Origin of the sequence: Micromonospora sp. NPDC049900, from assembly GCF_044461025.1 — a bacterium.
Classification (GTDB): Bacteria; Actinomycetota; Actinomycetes; order Mycobacteriales; family Micromonosporaceae; genus Micromonospora.
The window spans coordinates 745,000-764,077 of the sequence record NZ_JBITKM010000002.1 but is presented as its reverse complement, the minus strand read 5'-3'; the positions used below and the strand labels follow the sequence as shown (position 1 = coordinate 764,077).

The window sequence follows — 19,078 nt, the reverse complement described above, 5'->3', positions numbered from 1 at the left end:
TAGCCCGCTGTGTCTGTCGGCGTGGAGGTCGGCGGACCCCCGCCCCGGTGGCGGTACGGACGACGGGTCTATCGTCGGCTGGCGTGAAGGTATGGATCCCGCACGAGTCCGGTCACGCCCTGCTCGGTGAGCTGCCGCCGCAGATCACCGTCGAGACGATGGAGGACCCGGCGAGACCGCCCTCGTCGGTGGCGGGTGTCCGGTTCTGGGTGCCGCCCTTCCTCGCCACCCGGGAGACCGTCCCGTTCGCGCACGAGCTGCCGGACCTGGCCGTGGTGCAACTGCTCTCGGCCGGTGCGGACGCCTGGGCCGGCCGGGTGCCGGACGGCGTGATGCTCTGCGACGCCCGGGGTGTGCACGACCCGTCCACCGCCGAGTGGGTGGTCTCGGCGATCCTGTCCCGACTGCGGGCCTTCCCGGAGATGATCCGCGCCCAGGCCGAGCGGCGGTGGGCGTACGACGAGGTGGCGCCCACCGACGAGCTGGCCGGCAAGCGGGTCCTGATCGTCGGTGCCGGGTCGATCGGCACCGCCGTACGGGACCGGCTCGCGCCCTTCGAGGTGGAGTTCACGCTGGTCGCCCGGACGGCCCGCGCGGAGCAGGGGGTGCACGGCGTCGACGAGCTGCCCGAGCTGCTGCCGCACGCCGACGTGGTGGTGCTGCTGGTCCCGCTGACCGATCGGACCCGGGGCCTGGTCGACGAGAAGTTCCTGGCCGCGATGCCGGACGGCGCGCTGCTGGTGAACGCTGCGCGAGGGCCGGTGGCTCGCACCGACGCCCTGCTCGCCGAGCTGTCCACCGGTCGGATCTCCGCCGCGCTGGACGTCACCGACCCGGAGCCGCTGCCCGCCGACCACCCGCTGTGGGGGCTGCCCAACGTGCTGATCACCCCGCACGTGGCCGGCTCGGTACGCGGACTGCTGCCCCGGGCCTACCGGCTGGTCGGCGCGCAGATCCGTCGATTCGCCGTCGGTGAGCGGCCGGAGAACGTGGTGGTCGACGGCTACTGAGCCGTCTCCGGCGCACCCCGGCCGGCGGCGGCCACCAGCCGGGGCAGGTCCTCCCGGCGGACGGCCGGCAGCAGGAGCTGCTCACCGTCGTCGAGCCGGGCGACCGCCCGGCCCTGAGGATCGGCACCCAGCTCGGCCACCTGGTCCCAGGGGATCCGACGCTGCCCGGCCAGCGCGCGCAGGCGCAGCCCGGCGAGGTCGGCGTCGGTGCCGGCCCGCCACGCCCAGACCGCCACCGCCAGCGGCACCAGCAGCACCGGCAGCAGGTAGGAACGGGCGCCGGCCAGCGGCAGGGCACCGATGGTGGCGACGATCGCGGCCACCAGGATGGCCTGGTTGTGCCGGAACCGGGTGGTGTCGGAGCGAGCCATGTCCCGATGATCGCACCAGGCCGGACGCCGCCCGCAGCGGGTCGTCCCCGCCGGCGGGGCACGTGACCGGACTCACTGTCGACTGGCCGTCACTCGCGGCGAACTGACTCGTTCATCGATGTTGGGCGGTGGACCTCACCTGTCGCCGCCCACGCACCGCCGCACCGCCCCAGTGCCCCCTCACGAAGGCGACCGTCGTGCCCGTCGCGTCTGTGTTCCGAGCCGCCGTGTTCCGTGCCGGCGTCCGCTCACCGTTCCTGCCGGAGTCCTGCGTACTCGCGTCGGTCGTGCTGCTCGTCGTGGCCGGCGCGGCCGGTGCGGTGCCGGCCCTGGCGGTGGTGGCGCTCGCCGGTGCGGCCGGGTCCACGCTGGCGGGCGTCCGCCTGTCCCGGCTCGCCACCGGCACCGACGTGTCGTCCGGGCCCAGCGACGGCGGCAGGCTGGCCCGTCGTCGTGCGGCCCGGCCCCGTCGCGCCGCCGCCCTGCTGCACGGTGCCGTGGTGGCCGCCGGTCTGACCGCCGCGGTCCTGCCGCTGGTCTCCGTGGGGCAGCGGCCGACCGCCGCGACGGTCGGACTCCTCGGCACCACCGTCCTGTTCGTCAGCGGCCTGTGGAGCCTGCCCCGGCCGCCGCGACCTCCGTGGCGGGTCCGGCTGCTGCGGGTGCTGGACGCCGCCGCGCCCGGCGTCTGGCTGGTGCTCGTCGCCTGGCTGCTGTTGCCCTACGCCGGCACGGCACCGTCGGTGCGGCTGGTCGCGTCGGTGGCGTCGGGCGTGCTGGCGGTCGACGTGCTGCTCGTGCTGGCCGGTGCCCAGCGTGCGGGTGGTGTCAATCGTTGCCGGGCCGGTGCGTCGGCCGTGCTGTTCGCGCTGGTGCTGTTGACGGTGCTGCCGGCGGGTGCCGGCCGGGTGGCGCTGTTGGCGGTCGGCCCGCTGGTGGCCGGGGCCCTGCTCGTCGCGGCCGGCATGCGGCAGGTGGTGCGGGCGGGAGCCGAACCGGAGAATCGCACGGCCCGGGCCTGGCCGGTGGTGGTGGTCCCGGCCACGGCCGTCGTGCTCGCCGTGGTCCACCAGTTGCAGGCCGGTCTCCTGCTGGACAACACGGCGGTGCTGCTCGCGGTCGCCGCGGTGCCGCCGCTGGTGGCACGGGAACTGGTCCGCAGCGCGCAGAACCTTCCGGCGTCGCCGGAGCCGGCCCCGCCCGCACCGGAGCCGGTGACCGCCGAGAGCCGGGGGCCGGACGGCCGGGCCGGTCTGCTGCGGGCGCTGGCGAACTGGCCGGATCACGGTGCTCTGCTGGTGGTGGACCTGCACCTGAGCGAGTTGCCCGCAGTGGCGCTGCGCGACGACGTGGCGGCCGAGGCGGTCCGCCGGGCACGGACCGTGGTGACCGCCGACGACGAGGTGTTCGACCTGGCCGGCAGCGGACTGGCGGTGGTCACCGCCGCCGGGCCGTTGTTGGCCTACGCGCTGGGCAGCCGCCTGATCGCCGAGCTGCGCCGCCCGTACGAGGTGGCCGGTGCGGTGCTGCGGGTGCGACCGAGCGTCGGGCTGGCCGAACTCACCCCCGGCCGTGGTGAGGACATGCTGCGGCAGGCGGATCTGGCCCGGCGGCGGGCCGCCCAACTCGGTCGGGAGCGGGTCGAGTGGTACGACGCCTACCTGGAGGAGCAACTGGTCCGCCGGCTGGACCTGGAACGGGAGTTGCCGGGCGCGGTCGCCCGGGGTGAGCTGGACCTCGTCTACCAGCCGGTGGTCGATCTGGCGGACCGCTCGCCGGTCGGCACCGAGGCGCTGCTGCGGTGGCGCAGCCCGGTGCTGGGCACCGTGTTCCCGGCGGAGTTACTGCCGGTCGCCGAGGACCTCGACATCGTCGGCGAGCTGGGCGTCTGGGTGCTGGACCGGGCCTGCCGGCAGTTGGCGCACTGGTCCGGCGGCGGTCGGCGGCTCTGGATGTCGATCAACGTCACCACCCGGGAGCTGACCTCGCCGGACTTCGTGCCCCGCACGGCGGCGGTGCTGGACGCGTACGGGGTGGGGCCGGACCAGCTCGTGGTCGAGGTGTCCGACCCCCGGGTGGGTGCCGAGCTGTCGACGGTGGTGGCCCGGTTGGCCGGCCTGCGGTCGATGGGCATCCGGACCGCCCTGGACGACTTCCGGGCCGCGCACGCCTCCCTGGCCCAACTGCGGCGGCTCCCGATCGACCTGCTCAAGGTCGGTCCGGAGCTGGTGGTCCCGAGCGGGGACCAGGCCGGGCCGCTGCTGGACGTGGTGGTCACCGTCGCCGACCGGCTCGGGCTGGAGGTGGTCGCGGAGGGACTGGAGTCCGCCCACCAGGTCGACGGGGCGCAGCGGGCCGGGTGCCGCTACGGCCAGGGCTTCGAGCTCGCCCGCCCGGCGACTGCGGAACGGGTGGAGGCGTACTTCGAGGAGTTCCCGTCCACGTCGCGTTGACGATGGATGTTGCTTAACCGGTTCATGTGCGGGACGGGGGTGGGCCGGTGCTGCCGCGCGGGGTCAGGTGCGCGGTCTCGTCCTCGACGACCACCGCCGCCGCGCCCTCAATCGCCTGGAGCAGGTGTCGGGCGGCGTGCGCGCCGTACGCGGGGATGTCCCGGCCGAGCGCGGTCAGTGGCGGGTGCACCAGCCGGCACAGTGGCGAGTCGTCCCAGGCCACGATGGACAGCTCGGCCGGGACGGTGAGCCCCATCTCCTGGGCCACCGAGAGCCCGGCGATCGCCATCACGTCGTTGTCGTAGATCACCGCGGTCGGCCGGACCCGGGAGCTGAGCAGCCGGCGGGTGGCCCGGGCGCCCTCCTCCCCGGTGTAGTCGGAGGAGACCGTCACCGCCTCGGCCAGCCCCAGGCGCTGGCAGACCTCACCGAACGCCCGGGTGCGGGTCGCCGTGTGCAGCAGGTCGGGCAGGCCGCCGACCCGGGCGATCCGCCGGTGTCCCAACGCGTACAGGTACTCCACGGTCTCCACCAGCGCCGCCGCGTCGTCGGACCAGACGCTGGTCAGCCTGCCGGTGCCCGTGGGGCCGCCGATCACCACGGCGGGCAGGCGCAACTCCTCCAGCACCGGCACCCGCCGGTCGTCGGTGCGCAGGTCGCAGACGAGTACGCCGTCGACCCGCCGTTCGCCCCACCACCGCCGGTAGACCGCGATCTCGGCGTCCTGGTCGGCCACCACCTGGAGGGTCAGCGCGTACGAGCGGGCGGAGAGTTCCACCTCGACGCCGCTGATCAGCTCCATGAAGAACGGCTCGATGCCGAGCGTCTGCGCCGGTCGGGCCAGGATCAGCCCGATCGCGCGGGCGGTCGCGCCGGACAGTGCCCGGGCGGCGCTGCTCGGGCTGAAGCCGATCTCGGCGGCGATGGCGAGGATGCGTTGCCGGGTCGCCTCGGAGACTCCCGGCTGCCCGTTGAGCGCGTACGACACCGCGCCCTTGGAGACCCCCGCCCGGCGGGCGACGTCCGCGATGGTGGGCCGCTTCACCGGCGTCCTTCCTCCTGGTCGCTCTGACTGCCCGCCGGGCGGGGGCGCGGGCGTCGGGCACCAACGCTACCGGTCGGCCGCTGCTGTCCCGGTGTCGGTCCGACAGCGGCGCGTTCGGCCCGCCGGCGCGGTCACTCGTTCGATCCAGTCGACGGGCGGATCACCGGAAGACGCTGTCCATAACGGGCCGTTGACACCGTAAGGGTGCGCCCTTACGGTGGCCTGGCTTATCCGGTTCAGGCGGACGCAGCACCATCGGCAGCTCCAGCAGTGAGATCACCCTGACGATCAACTTCTGGGGCGACATGGAAGGCGCGGTGAAGTCTTGAGCGACGTACGGGGAAACCGGCCGGAACGCCTGCCGTTGCACGACGGCTGGACCCTGCGTCCGCTGCCCGGCCCGCAGGTGCCGCCGGAGGTCGACGGCCGGGTGGTGACGGCCACCGTCCCCGGCTGCGTGCACACCGACCTGCTGGCGGCGGAGCTGATCCCCGACCCGTACCTGGACGACAACGAGACCGCGCTGGCCTGGATCGGTCGTACCGACTGGGTGTACGAGACCACCTTCGACCGGCCCGACGGCGACCACCAGCGGCTCGACCTGGTCTGCGCGGGGCTGGACACGGTCGCCACGATCACGCTCAACGGCGTCGAGGTCGGCCGCACCGAGAACATGTACCGCGCGTACCGCTTCGACCTGACCTCGCTGCTGCGCGCGGAGGACAACAACCTGGTGGTCCGCTTCGACTCCGCCTACCGGTACGCCGAGGCGCAGCGCGACCGGCTCGGCGACCGGCCCAACGCGTACCCGGAGCCGTTCCAGTTCATCCGCAAGATGGCCTGCAACTTCGGCTGGGACTGGGGACCGACCCTGGTCACCGCCGGCATCTGGCAGGAGATCGGCCTGCACGGCTGGTCCACCGCCCGGCTGGCGCGGGTACGTCCGCTGGTCACCGTCGAGGACGGTACCGGCCGGGTGGAGCTGCACGTCGAGGTCGAACGCGCCACCGACGTGCCGGTCACCGTGCACGCCGAGGTGGCCGGTGTGACGACCGAGGCGACGATCCCGGCGGGGGAGCGGTCGGCGGTGCTGACCGTCAGCGTCGACGAGCCGGAGCTGTGGTGGCCGCGCGGCCACGGCGGTCAACCCCGCTACGACCTGACGGTGACGTTGCGCGGGCCGGGCGGTGCGACCCTCGATGACTGGCACCGGCGCGTCGGCTTCCGCTCGGTACGCCTGGACACCACCCCCGACACGCAGGGCGCCCCCTTCACGCTGCACGTCAACGACCTGCCGATCTTCGTGCGCGGAGTGAACTGGATCCCCGACGACGTCTTCCCCCACCGGGTCAGCCGGGACCGTCTGGCACACCGCTTCGACCAGGCCGAGGCGGCCAACGTCAACCTGCTGCGGGTCTGGGGCGGCGGCCGGTACGAGTCCGACGACTTCTACGACCTGGCCGACGAGCGGGGCCTGCTGGTGCAGCAGGACTTCCTCTTCGCCTGCGCGGCATACCCGGAGGAGGAACCGTTGCGCACCGAGGTGGCCGCCGAGGCCGCCGAACAGGTGACCCGACTGGCCGGGCACCCCTCGCTGGTGCTGTGGACCGGCAACAACGAGAACATCTGGGGCTGGCACGACTGGGACTGGCAGCAGCCGCTCGCCGGACGCACCTGGGGACACGGCTACTACCTGGACCTGCTGCCCCGGATCGTCGCCGAGCTGGACCCGACCTGTCCGTACTGGCCCGGCAGCCCGTACTCCGGCCGCGAGGACGTCCACCCCAACGACCCGGCGTACGGCACCACGCACATCTGGAACGTCTGGAACACCGACGACTACACGAAGTACCGCGAGCACCTGCCCCGGTTCGTCGCCGAGTTCGGCTACCAGGCCCCACCCGCGTACGCCACGCTGCGGCGGGCCCTGTCCGACGAGCCGCTGGCCCACGACTCACCCGGCATGGCGCACCACCAGAAGGCCACCGACGGCGACCTCAAGCTCCGCCGAGGACTGGACGCCCACCTGCCCGCGCCGCGCGACTTCGACGACTGGCACTACCTGACCCAGCTCAACCAGGCCCGCGCCATCCAGCTCGGGGTCGAGCACTTCCGCTCCCACCGGGGCTACTGCATGGGCACCATCGTCTGGCAGCTCAACGACTGCTGGCCGGTCACCTCGTGGGCCGCCGTCGACGGCGACGGTCGCCGCAAGCCCCTCTGGTACGCCTTGCGCCGGGCCTACGCCGACCGCCTGCTCACCGTCCAGCCCCGCGACGGCGGCCTGGCCCTGGTCGCGGTCAACGACGGCGGCCGACCGTGGCGCGCGTCGACCACCGTCACCCGGCTCACCCTGGCCGGCGACCCGCGCGCGAAGACCACCCTGGAGCTGGAGGTTCCCGCGTACGCGACGGTGACCGTGCCGTTGTCGACGGAGCTGACCCGGCCGGACGAGGTTCGGGAGGAATCGCTCGTCGCGGACGCCGGCACCGACCGGGCGCTGTGGTTCTTCGCCGAGGACCGCGACATCCGCTGGCCGACCGCGTCCTTCGACGCCGTGGTGGAAGAGGTCGACGGCACCCAGCGGGTACGCGTCACCGCCCGCACCGTCCTGCGCGACCTGACCATCTATCCCGACCGGCTCGACCCGTCCGCCGAGGTCGATGAGGCCCTGGTGACGCTGCTGCCCGGCGAGTCGACGACATTCGTGGTGCGGTCGTCGGCCCCCCTGGACGCGACCGCCCTCACCCGCCGCCCGGTGCTCCGCTGCGTGAACGACCTGGAAGGAAGGGGCCCTTGTTAACGCCTCCGGTAGAGCAGGGGTCCCCTTCTAACACGTGCCGCGCACGCATCCGGCACCGTCGCCATCCCACGGAAACTGTCCATGATCTCTAACGTCCGCCCGGCATGGCGAGACGAACCTCGGTGACCATGACGCGCTCGCCGTCGAACGATGACGTGGACGGCGATGACCTGCCGTGACATCGTGTCGAGTGGAGACGGGAAGCAGATGAGCAGGGCGGTCGAGCAGACGAACCGGGCGATGCTGCGCGCCCGGGACGCGATGGACCGCGCGTACGCGCAGCCGCTGGACATCCCGGCGCTGGCGAGGATCGCGTACGTCTCCGAGGCGCACTTCATCCGCACCTTCCGGGCGACCTTCGGTGAGACACCGCACCGTTACCTGCAACGGCGTCGGGTGGAGCGGGCCATGTACCTCCTCCTGCACACCGCGCAGGACGTGACCGAGGTGTGCCACGCGGTCGGGTTCGGCAGTCTCGGGACGTTCAGTCGTACCTTCCGGCAGATCGTCGGCGAGTCGCCCACCGACTACCGCAAGCGGCGCACCGCACCGACCGCGCCGGTGCCGGGCTGCTTCACCAAGGCGTGGACGAGGCCGAGCAGTTTTGGATAAGCAGCAGGTCAGAGCGTTGCACTAGCGTTCCGGGCATGACGATGAACGCAATCAGCCGCTCCCAGGTCTATGTCCTCGACCAGGATGAGGCGCTCGACTTCTACGTGGGCAAGCTCGGCCTGGAGGTGCACACCGACCAGGATCTGGGCTTCATGCGGTGGCTCACGGTGAACGTCCCCGGTGACCGCCAGCGCGAGGTCCTGCTGGAGAAGCCCGGCCCGCCGAGTCTCGACCCGGCCACCGCCGAGCAGGTCCGCGAACTGCTCACCAAGGGGGCGGCCGGCGGCTTCCTGTTCATGACCACGGACGACGCCCACAAGACGTACGAGGAACTCGTCGGCAAGGGCGTCGACATCACCGACGAGCCGATGGAACGGCCGTACGGGATCGACTTCGGCATCCGTGACCCGTTCGGCAACAAGATCCGCATCGGGCAGATGTTCGACCAGGGGTGAGGCGCGGGCCGGGAGCACCCATGTCTATTTGAAGAACTCTTCAAGTGCTAAAGTCTTCAGTGCGCCGACGGGCGTGGAGGAGGCTGAGGCATGTCCGTGCCGCTGTACCAGGCAAAGGCCGAACTGTTCCGCACCCTCGGGCACCCCGTCCGCATCCGGGTCCTGGAACTGCTCCAGGACGGTCCCAAGCCGGTGCGTGACCTGCTCTCCGCCATCGACGTCGAGGCGTCGAACCTCTCTCAGCAGCTCGCCGTGCTGCGCAGGGCCGGGATGGTCACCTCGCACCGCGACGGCGCCCTGGTGATGTACGCGCTCAGTACGCCCGACGTCGCCGACCTGCTGGCTGCCGGACGCCGGATCCTCGGCGCGGTCCTCACCGACCGGGACGCGCTCCTCGACGAACTGCGTGCCGGCGGACCGGCGGGATGAGTAGCCCTTCGGCCGCGCCGGCTGCCGCGATCCGTTCGGTCGTGGCGGCCGGCGGGCGTCGCCTCGTCGAGCTGCTGCCCGGACGGGCGGACTGGTCTGCGGTCCGTCGCGCGCCCCGCCGGGACCTCGTCGCAGGGCTCACCGTGGCCGTGGTCGCGTTGCCGTTGGCTCTCGCCTTCGGCGTCACCTCGGGGCTCGGCGCGGAGGCCGGCCTGGTGACCGCGGTGGTCGCCGGTGCGGTGGCGGCCGTCTTCGGTGGGTCGAACCTCCAGGTGTCCGGCCCGACCGGCGCGATGACGGTGGTGCTGGTGCCGATCGTGCAGCAGTACGGGACCACCGGTGTGCTCATGGTCGGTGCGCTGGCCGGACTGATCCTGCTCGCCCTGGCTCTCGCCCGCCTCGGCCGGTTCGTCCGGTACCTGCCGGTGCCGGTGATCGAGGGCTTCACCGCGGGTATCGCCGTGGTCATCGCCCTGCAACAGGTCCCCGCCGCACTCGGGGTCACCGACGTCCACGGTGAGCGGGTCTGGGCGGTGGCCGCCGACGCGGTCACCCGTTTCGTCGTGGCGCCTCGGCCGGCCACCCTCGCGGTGGCCCTCGGCGTCGCCGCGGTGATGCTGATCGGCGCGAGGTGGCGTCCCGGTCTGCCGTTCTCGCTCGTCGCGGTGGCCGCCGCCACGCTGCTCGCCGAACTCGCTCCGGTCGACCTGCTCCGGATCGGCGCGCTGCCGCAGGGGCTGCCGGCGCCGTCACTGGACTTCCTCGACCTCGGCGCGGTCGGCGTCCTGCTGCCCGCCGCGCTGGCGGTGGCGGCGTTGGCCGCGCTGGAGAGCCTGCTGTCGGCCACCGTCGCCGACGGGATGACGGTCGGCCAGCGGCACGACCCGGATCGGGAACTGTTCGGGCAGGGCCTGGCGAACCTGGCCGCCCCGCTGTTCGGCGGCATTCCGGCCACCGCGGCGATCGCGCGTACCGCCGTCAACGTACGCGCGGGTGCGGTCTCCAAGCTGGCCGCGCTCACCCACGCGGTGGCCCTCGCCCTGATCGTGCTGGTCGCCGCGCCGCTGGTCGGCCGCATCCCCCTCGCCGCCCTGGCCGGTGTGCTGCTGGCCACCACCGTGCGGATGGTCGAGGCCGCATCGCTGTGGGCGCTGGCCCGCGCCACCCGGGGCGACGCCCTGGTGCTGGTGCTCACCTTCGTCGTCACCGTCGTCTGGGATCTGGTCACCGCCGTGGCCGTCGGCGTCGGCGTGGCCGTCGTCGTGGCGCTGCGCGCGGTCGCCCGCAGCGCCCGGCTGGAACAGGTCCCACTCGACCCCGGTGAGCACACCGCCGAGGAACAGGAACTGCTCGCGGAGCACATCGTGGCCTACCGGCTCGACGGGCCGCTCTTCTTCGCCGCCGCGCACACCTTCCTGCTCCGCCTCTCCGACGTCGCCGACGTCCGAGTGGTCATCCTGCGGATGTCACGGGTCTCCACCATCGACGCCACCGGCGCGCACGTTCTCGGCGATGCGATCCAACGGCTTGAGGGGCGGGGCATCACGGTGCTGCTATCCGGCATCGTGCCCGGTCACGACCAGGTGTTGGACACCCTCGGCGTGGCCGCCCGACTACGCGGCGACGGCCTCGTCTTCCCGGACACACCGGCCGCCATCGCCCACGCCCGCACCCTCGTGCCGGTCAGTCACTCCGGGACGCGGCGGTAGGCGCCGTCGCTGGCCGAGGTGGCCATCGAGGCGTACGCGCGCAGGGCGGCGGAGACCGGACGCTCCCGGTCGACCGGGGTGTACGGGCGGTCCCGCTTCTCCTGGGCGATCCGGCGGGCCTCCAGCACGTCGGCCGGCACGTTCAGGTCGATCGACCGGTTCGGGATGTCGATGACGATCTCGTCGCCGGGCTCCACCAGCGCGATCAGCCCGCCGGAGGCGGCCTCGGGGGAGACGTGCCCGATGGAGAGCCCGGAGGTGCCGCCGGAGAACCGGCCGTCGGTGAGCAGCGCGCAGGCCCGACCCAGCCCCCGCCCCTTGAGGAACGAGGTGGGGTAGAGCATCTCCTGCATGCCCGGGCCGCCCTTGGGGCCCTCGTAGCGGATCACCACGACGTCCCCGGCGACGATCTCCTTGGCCAGGATGGCGGTCACCGCGTCGTCCTGCGACTCGTAGACCTTCGCCGGACCACGGAAGGTCAGGCACTCCTCGGGCACCCCGGCGGTCTTCACCACGCAGCCGTCCGGCGCGAGGTTGCCGTGCAGGATGGCCAGCCCGCCGTCGGCGGAGTACGCGTGCTCCCGGTCGTGGATGCAGCCGTTCGCGGCGTCGGTGTCCAGGCTCGACCAGCGGTTGGTGGTGGAGAACGGCTCGGTGGTCCGCACACCACCGGGCGCGGCGTGGAACAGCTCGATCGCCTCCGGGGTGGCCGAGCCGCCGCGCACGTCCCAGTCGGCCAGCCACTGGTCGAGCGAGGGGGAGTGCACCGCGTGCACGTCCCGGTGCAACAGCCCGGCCCGGTCGAGTTCGCCCAGGATGGCCGGGATGCCACCGGCCCGGTGCACGTCCTCCATGTGGTACTGCGGCGAGTTCGGGGCGACCTTGGCCAGGCAGGGCACGCGACGGGAGATCGCGTCGATGTCGGCGACGGTGAAGTCCAGCTCGGCCTCGCGGGCGGCGGCCAGCAGGTGCAGGATCGTGTTCGTCGAGCCGCCCATCGCCACGTCCAGCGCGACGGCGTTCTCGAACGCCGCCCGGGAGGCGACGACCCGCGGCAGCACCGAGGCGTCGTCGTGGTCGTACCACCGCTTGGCGATCTCCACGGCGGTGCGGCCGGCCTCGACGAAGAGAGACCGGCGTGCGGCGTGGGTGGCGAGCGTGGAGCCGTTGCCCGGCAACGCCAGCCCGATCGCCTCGGTCAGGCAGTTCATCGAGTTCGCGGTGAACATGCCGGAGCAGGAGCCGCAGGTCGGGCAGGCGGAGCGCTCGATGGCGTCGAGCTGGTCGTCGGTGACGGCCTCGTTGGAGGAGGCGACCATCGCGTCGATCAGGTCGATCTTGGAGTGGACGACGCCCTCGATCGCCACCGTCTTGCCGGCCTCCATCGGGCCGCCGGAGACGAAGACCGTCGGTATGTTCAGCCGCAGTGCGGCCAGCAGCATGCCCGGGGTGATCTTGTCGCAGTTGGAGATGCAGACCAGGACGTCCGCGCAGTGCGCGTTGACCATGTACTCCACCGCGTCGGCGATCAACTCCCGGCTGGGCAGGGAGTAGAGCATGCCGGCGTGACCCATGGCGATGCCGTCGTCGACCGCGATCGTGTTGAACTCCCGGCCCACCCCGCCGGCCTCGGCCACCGCCTCGGCGACCAGCCCGCCGAGGTCCTTGAGATGGACGTGGCCCGGCACGAACTGGGTGAAACTGTTCGCGATGGCGACGATCGGCTTGCCGAAATCGTCGTCGGTCATCCCGGTGGCCCGCCACAGGGCCCGGGCGCCGGCCATCGTCCGACCGTGCGTGGAGGTCTTCGACCGCAGCTCAGGCATGCGTACCAGTCTTGCACCGCGAACCCGGTGTCGGACAGGCACACGGACCGTGTCCCAACAGATGCACACCCGATCCCCACGGCGGAAGCCGATCCGGCAGAGTTGACGAGGTGCACACACCCCCGGCCATGATCGGTGTCGCGGTGTCGAGCGCGCTGGTCGCCCTCACGGCCGGTGTGCTGTTCGCCCTGGCGGTACGCCGCCGCTCCGCCCCGCACCGTCCGGCGTACGCGTTGCTGGCCGCGGGCGGCGTGATCGCACTGCTGACCCTGCTGCTCGGGGTGACCGAGGCCCTCACCGTGGGCGGGCACTGGGCACACGAGCAGGCGGAGCGCACCGGCTGGGCCACGCTGGTCGCGTTCGGCACGGCGGCGAGCAGTCTGCTCTTCGGCGCCGGTCTGCTCCGGATGCCGGGGGTCGCCGGCTCGCTGAGTTCCGCCGCCCGGCTCGCCCTGGACGGGGTGATCGTCGGCGCCGCGCTCTGGTTCGTGGGATGGGTGCTGCTCTCCGAGCCGACCCGACTACTCGGCGCGGCCACCCCGACGTCCTGCCCGGCGATCCTGGTCGCGTCGGCCAGCGCGGCGTTGAGCACCGGGTTGGCCGCGATCATGGTCTTCCGCGCCCCGCCGCCCCGAAGTCACCTCGCGGTGCTCGGCGGCGGGATCACCGTGGCCACCGGTGGCGGGCTGGCCATCGCGGCCGGGCTCTGCCAGGGCGGGCCGGGCGTGACCTTCACCGGTGCGGCGGTGCTCGCCCTGGGCCTGCTCGCCGCCGCCCTGGCGGTACGTCGGATCGACCCGCCCGACCAGGTCGCCGTCGACGTGATCCGCCGCGACAGCGAGTACGCCGTGGTGCCGATGGTCGCGATGGCCGCCTCGGCGATGTACCACCTCCTACAGGACGGCCGGTTCGACGGCTCGGCCATCGTCGCCGGCAGCATCGAGGGCTTCGCCCTGGTCGCCCGGCAGTACCTCACCCTGCACGACGTGCGGGCCTACGCCCGGCGGCTCGCCGAGCGGGAGGCGCACTTCCGCCAGCTCGCGCACACCGACGCGCTCACCGGGCTGGCCAACCGGCGGGGCCTGTCGCAGGCGCTGCACCGGTCCGCCGAGGCCCGGGTGCCCTGCGTCCTGCTCGGGCTCGACCTGGACGGCTTCAAGAACGTCAACGACATGCGCGGTCACGACGTCGGTGACGCGGTCCTGGCCGAGGTGGGCCGGCGGCTGCGCGGCAACCTGCGCCCCGGTGACCTCGCCGCCCGGCTCGGCGGGGACGAGTTCGCGGTGCTCGTGCACGGCGGCCCGGCCGAGGCGGGAGTGGTGGCCGAACGGCTGCTCAGGGTGCTCGGCGGCGCCTACGAGCAGTCCGAGGGGCCGGTCTTCCTCTCGGTCAGCATCGGTCTGGCCGGCTGGGCCGAGGAACCCGACGTCGAGCTGCTGCTGCGGCACGCGGACGCGGCCCTGCGCTACGCCAAGCAGCGCGGCAAGAACCGCATCGAGCGCTACGACGGCGCGTACGACCGGTTGCTGCGTCGCCGGAGGACGCTGGAGCACGAGCTGCGCGGCGCGATCGAGCGCGACGAGCTGCGACTGGTCTTCCAGCCGGTGGCCTCGTTGCCGTCTGTGCGTCCGGTCGGTGCCGAGGCGCTGCTGCGCTGGCGGCACCCGGAGCTGGGCAACGTCCGGCCGGACGAGTTCATCCCGCTCGCCGAGGAGTGCGGGATGATCGCCAAGCTCGGCGCGTGGGTGCTGCACCAGGCGTGCTACCAGTTGTCCCGCTGGCTGGCCGAGGGGCACGACGTCTGGGTGTCGGTCAACGTGTCACCGCGCGAGCTGCACGCCGCCGAGTACGTGGGGCAGGTCACCGAGGCGCTGCGCGCGCACCGCGTACCGCCGCAGCGGCTGGTGCTGGAGGTCACCGAACACGCGGTCGCCACCGACCTGGACGAGCTGATCCGACGGCTGACCGCGCTGCGCCTGACCGGCGTGCGGATCGCGCTGGACGACTTCGGCGCCGGCTACTCCTCCCTGGGGCAGTTGCGTCGCCTCCCGATCGACATCCTCAAGATCGACCACAGTCTGGTCGCCGAGCACGAGCCGGTCCGGCCGGTGGGGCGCGACGGCCCGGCCTTCGCGCCGATGGTCGACATCGTGATGCGGTTGGGCCACCAGCTCGGGCTGGAGGTCATCGCCGAGGGCGTGACCAACCCCACGGAACTGGCCGCGGTGGTCGCCGCCGGCTGCCGGTTCGGTCAGGGCGCGCTGTTCGGCTGGGGCGTACCGGCCGAGCACCTGGAGGCGATGCTGGAGGCGGCGACGTCGCCGGGTGCCCGTCCGGCCCGTCCGGTACCGGTGGACGGGACGCCCGCGCGCCCCTTCCCGGCACCCCTTCCGCGCGCACCCGAGGGAGCGTCCGAGCACGTCGGGCCGGGTGCGAGCGGCGTGCCGGACAGGACGCGCCGAGATCCGTGAACCAATATGTGGGATCAGTTGACTCATCGCGTGAGATGCGTCAGGCTTGGCCCATGTCGTCGAACCGGTCGCTGCGAGTACTTACCTGAGCGCACTCTCCTGACCGAGAGTGCGCTGGCCCCGTGCATCTGGCACGTGGGCTTTTTTCTTGCCGTCGAACCCATCGGACGCCGCCGGATCGCCGCGTCCACCCGTGAGCAGCCCCACCCACTCCAGCCGAAGGCAAACCGCCATGACGAGACCCACGCCAGAGACCCTCGCCCATTCCGCCCGGCGGGCCCGTAGCGCCGCCGAGACCACCGACGCCGCCCGCGCCGCCACCCCCACTCCGGCGGTACGCCCCACCCAGGCCCAGGCCCAGGTCTCGGGTGCCGGTTCGCTGGTGCGTTCCCTTGAGGCGCTCGGCGTCGACGTCGTCTTCGGCATCCCGGGTGGCGCGATCCTTCCGGCGTACGACCCGCTCTACGACTCGACCGTCCGGCACATCCTGGTCCGGCACGAGCAGGGGGCCGGGCACGCGGCGACCGGTTACGCACAGGCCACCGGCCGGGTCGGGGTGTGCATCGCCACCTCCGGGCCGGGCGCGACGAACCTGGTCACCCCGATCGCCGACGCGTACATGGACTCGGTGCCGCTGGTGGCGATCACCGGTCAGGTGGCGCGGCCCTCGATCGGTACGGACGCCTTCCAGGAGGCGGACATCCAGGGCATCACGCTGCCGGTGACCAAGCACAACTTCCTGGTGCAGAACGCCACCGAGATCCCCCGGGTGCTGGCCGAGGCGTTCCACCTGGCCTCGACCGGACGTCCCGGCCCGGTGCTGGTGGACATCCCCAAGGACGTGCTCCAGGCGCCGACCACCTTCGCCTGGCCGCCCACCCTGGACCTGCCCGGCTACCGGCCCACCCTGCACCCGCACGGCAAGCAGATCCGGGAGGCGGCCCGGCTGATGAGCAACGCCCGCCGCCCGGTGCTCTACGTCGGCGGCGGTGTGCTCAAGGCCGGCGCCACCGAGGGGTTGCGCAAGCTGGCCGAGCTGACCGGCATCCCGGTGATCACCACGCTGATGGCGCTGGGCGCCTTCCCCGACTCGCACCGGCAGCACCTCGGCATGCCCGGCATGCACGGCACCGTCGCCGCGGTCTACGGCCTGCAGAAGGCCGACCTGATCGTGGCGCTGGGCGCCCGGTTCGACGACCGGGTCACCGGCAAGCTGGACTCGTTCGCCCCGGACGCCGCCGTCGTGCACGCCGACATCGACCCGGCCGAGATCGGCAAGAACCGGCACGCGGACGTGCCGATCGTCGGCGACGCCCGGCACGTCATCGATGAGCTGCTGGCGGCGGTCAACGCCGAGCGCGCGGCGGGCCGTGGCACCGACATCACCGACTGGTGGGCGCAGCTCGACGACCTGCGTGAGCGGTACCCGCTGGGCTACGAGGAGCCCGGCGACGGCACCCTCTCCCCGCAGTACGTGATCAAGCGGCTGGGCGAGATCGTCGGGCCGGACGCGATCTACGTCGCCGGGGTGGGCCAGCACCAGATGTGGGCATCCCAGTTCATCTCGTACGAGAAGCCGCAGACCTGGCTGAACTCCGGCGGCCTCGGCACCATGGGGTACGCGGTGCCGGCGGCGATGGGAGCCAAGGTCGGCATGCCGGACACGGTGGTCTGGGCGATCGACGGCGACGGCTGCTTCCAGATGACCAACCAGGAGTTGGCCACCTGCGCCCTGGAGGGCATCCCGGTCAAGATCGCCGTGATCAACAACGGCAACCTCGGCATGGTCCGCCAGTGGCAGACGCTGTTCTACGGCGAGCGCTACTCCAACACCGACCTCGGCACCCACAAGCACCGCATCCCGGACTTCGTCAAGCTCGCCGAGGCGCTCGGCTGCATCGGGCTGCGCTGCGAGAACGCCGAGGACGTCGACAAGACCATCGAGGCCGCGATGGCCATCAACGACGCGCCCGTGGTGATCGACTTCGTGGTCGGCAAGGACGCCATGGTGTGGCCGATGGTCCCTGCCGGCACCAGCAACGACGAGATCATGTTCGCCCGTGGCGTCCGCCCGACCTTCGACGAGGATGACATCTGATGAGTGAGCGAAGCCAACGAATCATCGAGCGCAGCGAGGTCGTGGCATGACCATGCACACGCTCTCCGTGTTGGTGGAGAACAAGCCGGGCGTGCTCGCCCGGGTCTCCGGGCTGTTCTCCCGGCGGGGGTTCAACATCGACAGTCTCGCCGTCGGTGAGACCGAGAACCCGGACGTCTCCCGGATCACCATCGTGGTCAACGCCGAGTCGTCCCCGCTGGAGCAGGTCACCAAGCAGCTCAACAAGCTGGTCAACGTGCTCAAGATCGTCGAGTTGGACCCGTCGACGTCGGTGGCGCGCGAGCTGCTGCTGGTGAAGGTGCGCGCCGACCGCAGCGCCCGCGCCCAGGTCCTGGAGACGGTCAACCTGTTCCGGGCCCGGGTGGTCGACGTGGCCTCCGACACGCTCACCGTCGAGGCCACCGGCACGCCGGACAAACTCGACGCGCTGCTGCGCGACCTCGAACCCTTCGGGATCAAGGAGATGGTGCAGTCGGGTCTGGTGGCGATCGGCCGCGGCTCGCGCGCCATCACCGCCGGCCCCGCGCTGCGGGCCGCCTGACCCGAGACCGTCGGCCCGTCGCGCGGGCCCTCCGAACCTAACCGCCGGCCCGGCTCCTCCGGCCGCGGCAACCACGAAGCCACGACGGGCCACTGCGGCCGCCGTACGAAAGGGAAGTCATGAGCGTTGAGGTGTACTACGACGACGACGCCGACCTGGGCCTGATCCAGTCGAAGAAGGTCGCCGTGATCGGGTACGGCAGCCAGGGCCACGCCCACGCGTTGTCGCTGCGCGACTCGGGTGTCGACGTGGTGGTCGGTCTGAAGGAGGGCTCGAAGAGCCGGGCCAAGGCGGAGGAGCAGGGCCTGCGGGTCCTCACCCCGGCCGAGGCGGCTGCCGAGGCCGACGTGATCATGGTGCTGGCGCCGGACACCGCGCAGCGGCACATCTACGCCGAGTCGATCGCGCCGAACCTCAGCGCCGGCAAGGCGCTGTTCTTCGGGCACGGCTTCAACATCCGGTACGGCCTGATCACGCCGCCGGCCGAGGTGGACGTGGCGATGGTCGCCCCGAAGGGCCCCGGTCACCTGGTCCGCCGGCAGTACGCCGACGGCAAGGGCGTGCCCTGCCTGGTCGCCGTCGAGCAGGACGCCAGCGGCAGCGCGCTCGCGCTGGCCCTGTCGTACGCCAAGGGCATCGGTGGCACCCGGGCGGGCGCGATCAAGACCTCCTTCAAGGAGGAGACCGAGACCGACCTCTTCGGTGAGCAGGCGGTGCTCTGCGGCGGTGCCGCGGCGCTGGTGCAGACCGGTTTCGAGGTGCTCACCGAGGCCGGGTACGCCCCCGAGGTGGCCTACTTCGAGTGCCTGCACGAGCTGAAGCTCATCGTCGACCTGATGTACGAGGGCGGTATCGCCCGGATGCGGTACAGCGTCTCCGACACCGCCGAGTACGGCGACCTGTCCCGGGGCCCGCGGGTCATCGACGGCCGGGTCAAGGAGGAGATGCGCAAGATCCTCGGCGAGATCCAGAACGGCGAGTTCGCCCGCGAGTGGGTCGCCGAGGACGAGGCCGGCCGCCCCAACTTCGGCAAGTGGCAGGCGGAGGGCGCGGCGCACCCGATCGAGGAGACCGGCGCCAAGCTGCGCGGCATGATGAGCTGGGTCGACCGGCCGATCACCGAGACGGCCTGAGATCTCGGCCACCTGAGAGCACTCTCACCGACGGCACCCGGTCCCGACGTTCTCCCCGACGTCGGGATCGGGTGCCGTGCTGTTCACCGAGGTGGCTAACG

General features: G+C 72.3%; 14 protein-coding genes. 11 read left to right on the top strand and 3 right to left on the bottom strand.

The window, feature by feature from the left end; all coding sequences use genetic code 11:
• Positions 1–83: 83 nt before the first annotated feature.
• On the top strand, positions 84–1,010 hold the full coding sequence (locus ACIBMZ_RS07925) for a 2-hydroxyacid dehydrogenase (protein ID WP_396691798.1): 927 nt from the start codon (positions 84–86) through the stop codon (positions 1,008–1,010).
• Here the strand turns inward: ACIBMZ_RS07925 and ACIBMZ_RS07920 are convergent.
• Positions 1,004–1,381, bottom strand: coding sequence for a PH domain-containing protein (locus tag ACIBMZ_RS07920; RefSeq protein ID WP_396691797.1), 378 nt, complete (start codon positions 1,379–1,381; stop codon positions 1,004–1,006). The two genes, ACIBMZ_RS07925 and ACIBMZ_RS07920, sit on opposite strands and share 7 nt — an antisense overlap.
• 197 nt (positions 1,382–1,578) lie before the next feature.
• Between ACIBMZ_RS07920 and ACIBMZ_RS07915 the strand changes: the two genes are divergently transcribed.
• On the top strand, positions 1,579–3,834 hold the full coding sequence (locus ACIBMZ_RS07915) for an EAL domain-containing protein (RefSeq protein WP_396691796.1): 2,256 nt from the start codon (positions 1,579–1,581) through the stop codon (positions 3,832–3,834).
• A gap of 22 nt (positions 3,835–3,856) precedes the next feature.
• Here the strand turns inward: ACIBMZ_RS07915 and ACIBMZ_RS07910 are convergent, their stop codons facing one another.
• On the bottom strand, positions 3,857–4,879 hold the full coding sequence (locus ACIBMZ_RS07910; RefSeq protein WP_396691795.1) for a LacI family DNA-binding transcriptional regulator: 1,023 nt from the start codon (positions 4,877–4,879) through the stop codon (positions 3,857–3,859).
• Between the two features lie 325 nt (positions 4,880–5,204).
• Here ACIBMZ_RS07910 and ACIBMZ_RS07905 point away from each other — a divergent pair, with 325 nt between their 5' ends.
• From ACIBMZ_RS07905 to ACIBMZ_RS07885, 5 genes are all read left to right on the top strand, one after another.
• Entirely contained in the window at positions 5,205–7,682 is a 2,478-nt protein-coding gene (locus tag ACIBMZ_RS07905) for a glycoside hydrolase family 2 protein (protein ID WP_396691794.1), read from the top strand.
• 207 nt (positions 7,683–7,889) lie between these two features.
• On the top strand, positions 7,890–8,294 hold the full coding sequence (locus ACIBMZ_RS07900) for a helix-turn-helix domain-containing protein (protein WP_396691793.1): 405 nt from the start codon (positions 7,890–7,892) through the stop codon (positions 8,292–8,294).
• 35 nt (positions 8,295–8,329) lie between these two features.
• Positions 8,330–8,749, top strand: coding sequence for a VOC family protein (locus ACIBMZ_RS07895; protein ID WP_396691792.1), 420 nt, complete (start codon positions 8,330–8,332; stop codon positions 8,747–8,749).
• A gap of 90 nt (positions 8,750–8,839) precedes the next feature.
• Complete coding sequence (locus ACIBMZ_RS07890; protein ID WP_396691791.1) at positions 8,840–9,178, top strand: ArsR/SmtB family transcription factor; 339 nt, start codon at positions 8,840–8,842, stop codon at positions 9,176–9,178.
• The gene (locus ACIBMZ_RS07885) at positions 9,175–10,887 is read left to right on the top strand and encodes a SulP family inorganic anion transporter (RefSeq protein WP_396691790.1); all 1,713 of its coding nucleotides are present in this window, start codon (positions 9,175–9,177) and stop codon (positions 10,885–10,887) included. The genes ACIBMZ_RS07890 and ACIBMZ_RS07885 overlap by 4 nt, the downstream gene beginning before the upstream one ends.
• On the opposite strand, the gene ilvD is transcribed toward ACIBMZ_RS07885, so the two are convergent.
• Positions 10,866–12,713: a dihydroxy-acid dehydratase gene (gene ilvD / locus ACIBMZ_RS07880; protein WP_396691789.1), complete on the bottom strand. Its 1,848-nt coding sequence runs from the start codon at positions 12,711–12,713 to the stop codon at positions 10,866–10,868. The genes ACIBMZ_RS07885 and ilvD overlap by 22 nt on opposite strands.
• Positions 12,714–12,823: 110 nt before the next feature.
• On the opposite strand from ilvD, the gene ACIBMZ_RS07875 reads away from it, so the two are divergent.
• The 4 genes from ACIBMZ_RS07875 (at position 12,824) to ilvC (ending at position 18,977) form a co-directional block, all read left to right on the top strand.
• Positions 12,824–15,184, top strand: coding sequence for a putative bifunctional diguanylate cyclase/phosphodiesterase (locus ACIBMZ_RS07875; protein ID WP_396691788.1), 2,361 nt, complete (start codon positions 12,824–12,826; stop codon positions 15,182–15,184).
• Positions 15,185–15,416: 232 nt separating this feature from the next.
• Entirely contained in the window at positions 15,417–17,282 is a 1,866-nt protein-coding gene (locus tag ACIBMZ_RS07870) for an acetolactate synthase large subunit (protein WP_396691787.1), read from the top strand.
• Positions 17,283–17,328: 46 nt separating this feature from the next.
• Complete coding sequence (gene ilvN / locus ACIBMZ_RS07865; RefSeq protein WP_396691786.1) at positions 17,329–17,844, top strand: acetolactate synthase small subunit; 516 nt, start codon at positions 17,329–17,331, stop codon at positions 17,842–17,844.
• A 119-nt stretch (positions 17,845–17,963) separates the two neighbouring features.
• Positions 17,964–18,977: a ketol-acid reductoisomerase gene (gene ilvC, locus ACIBMZ_RS07860; RefSeq protein WP_396691785.1), complete on the top strand. Its 1,014-nt coding sequence runs from the start codon at positions 17,964–17,966 to the stop codon at positions 18,975–18,977.
• Positions 18,978–19,078 lie beyond the last annotated feature (101 nt).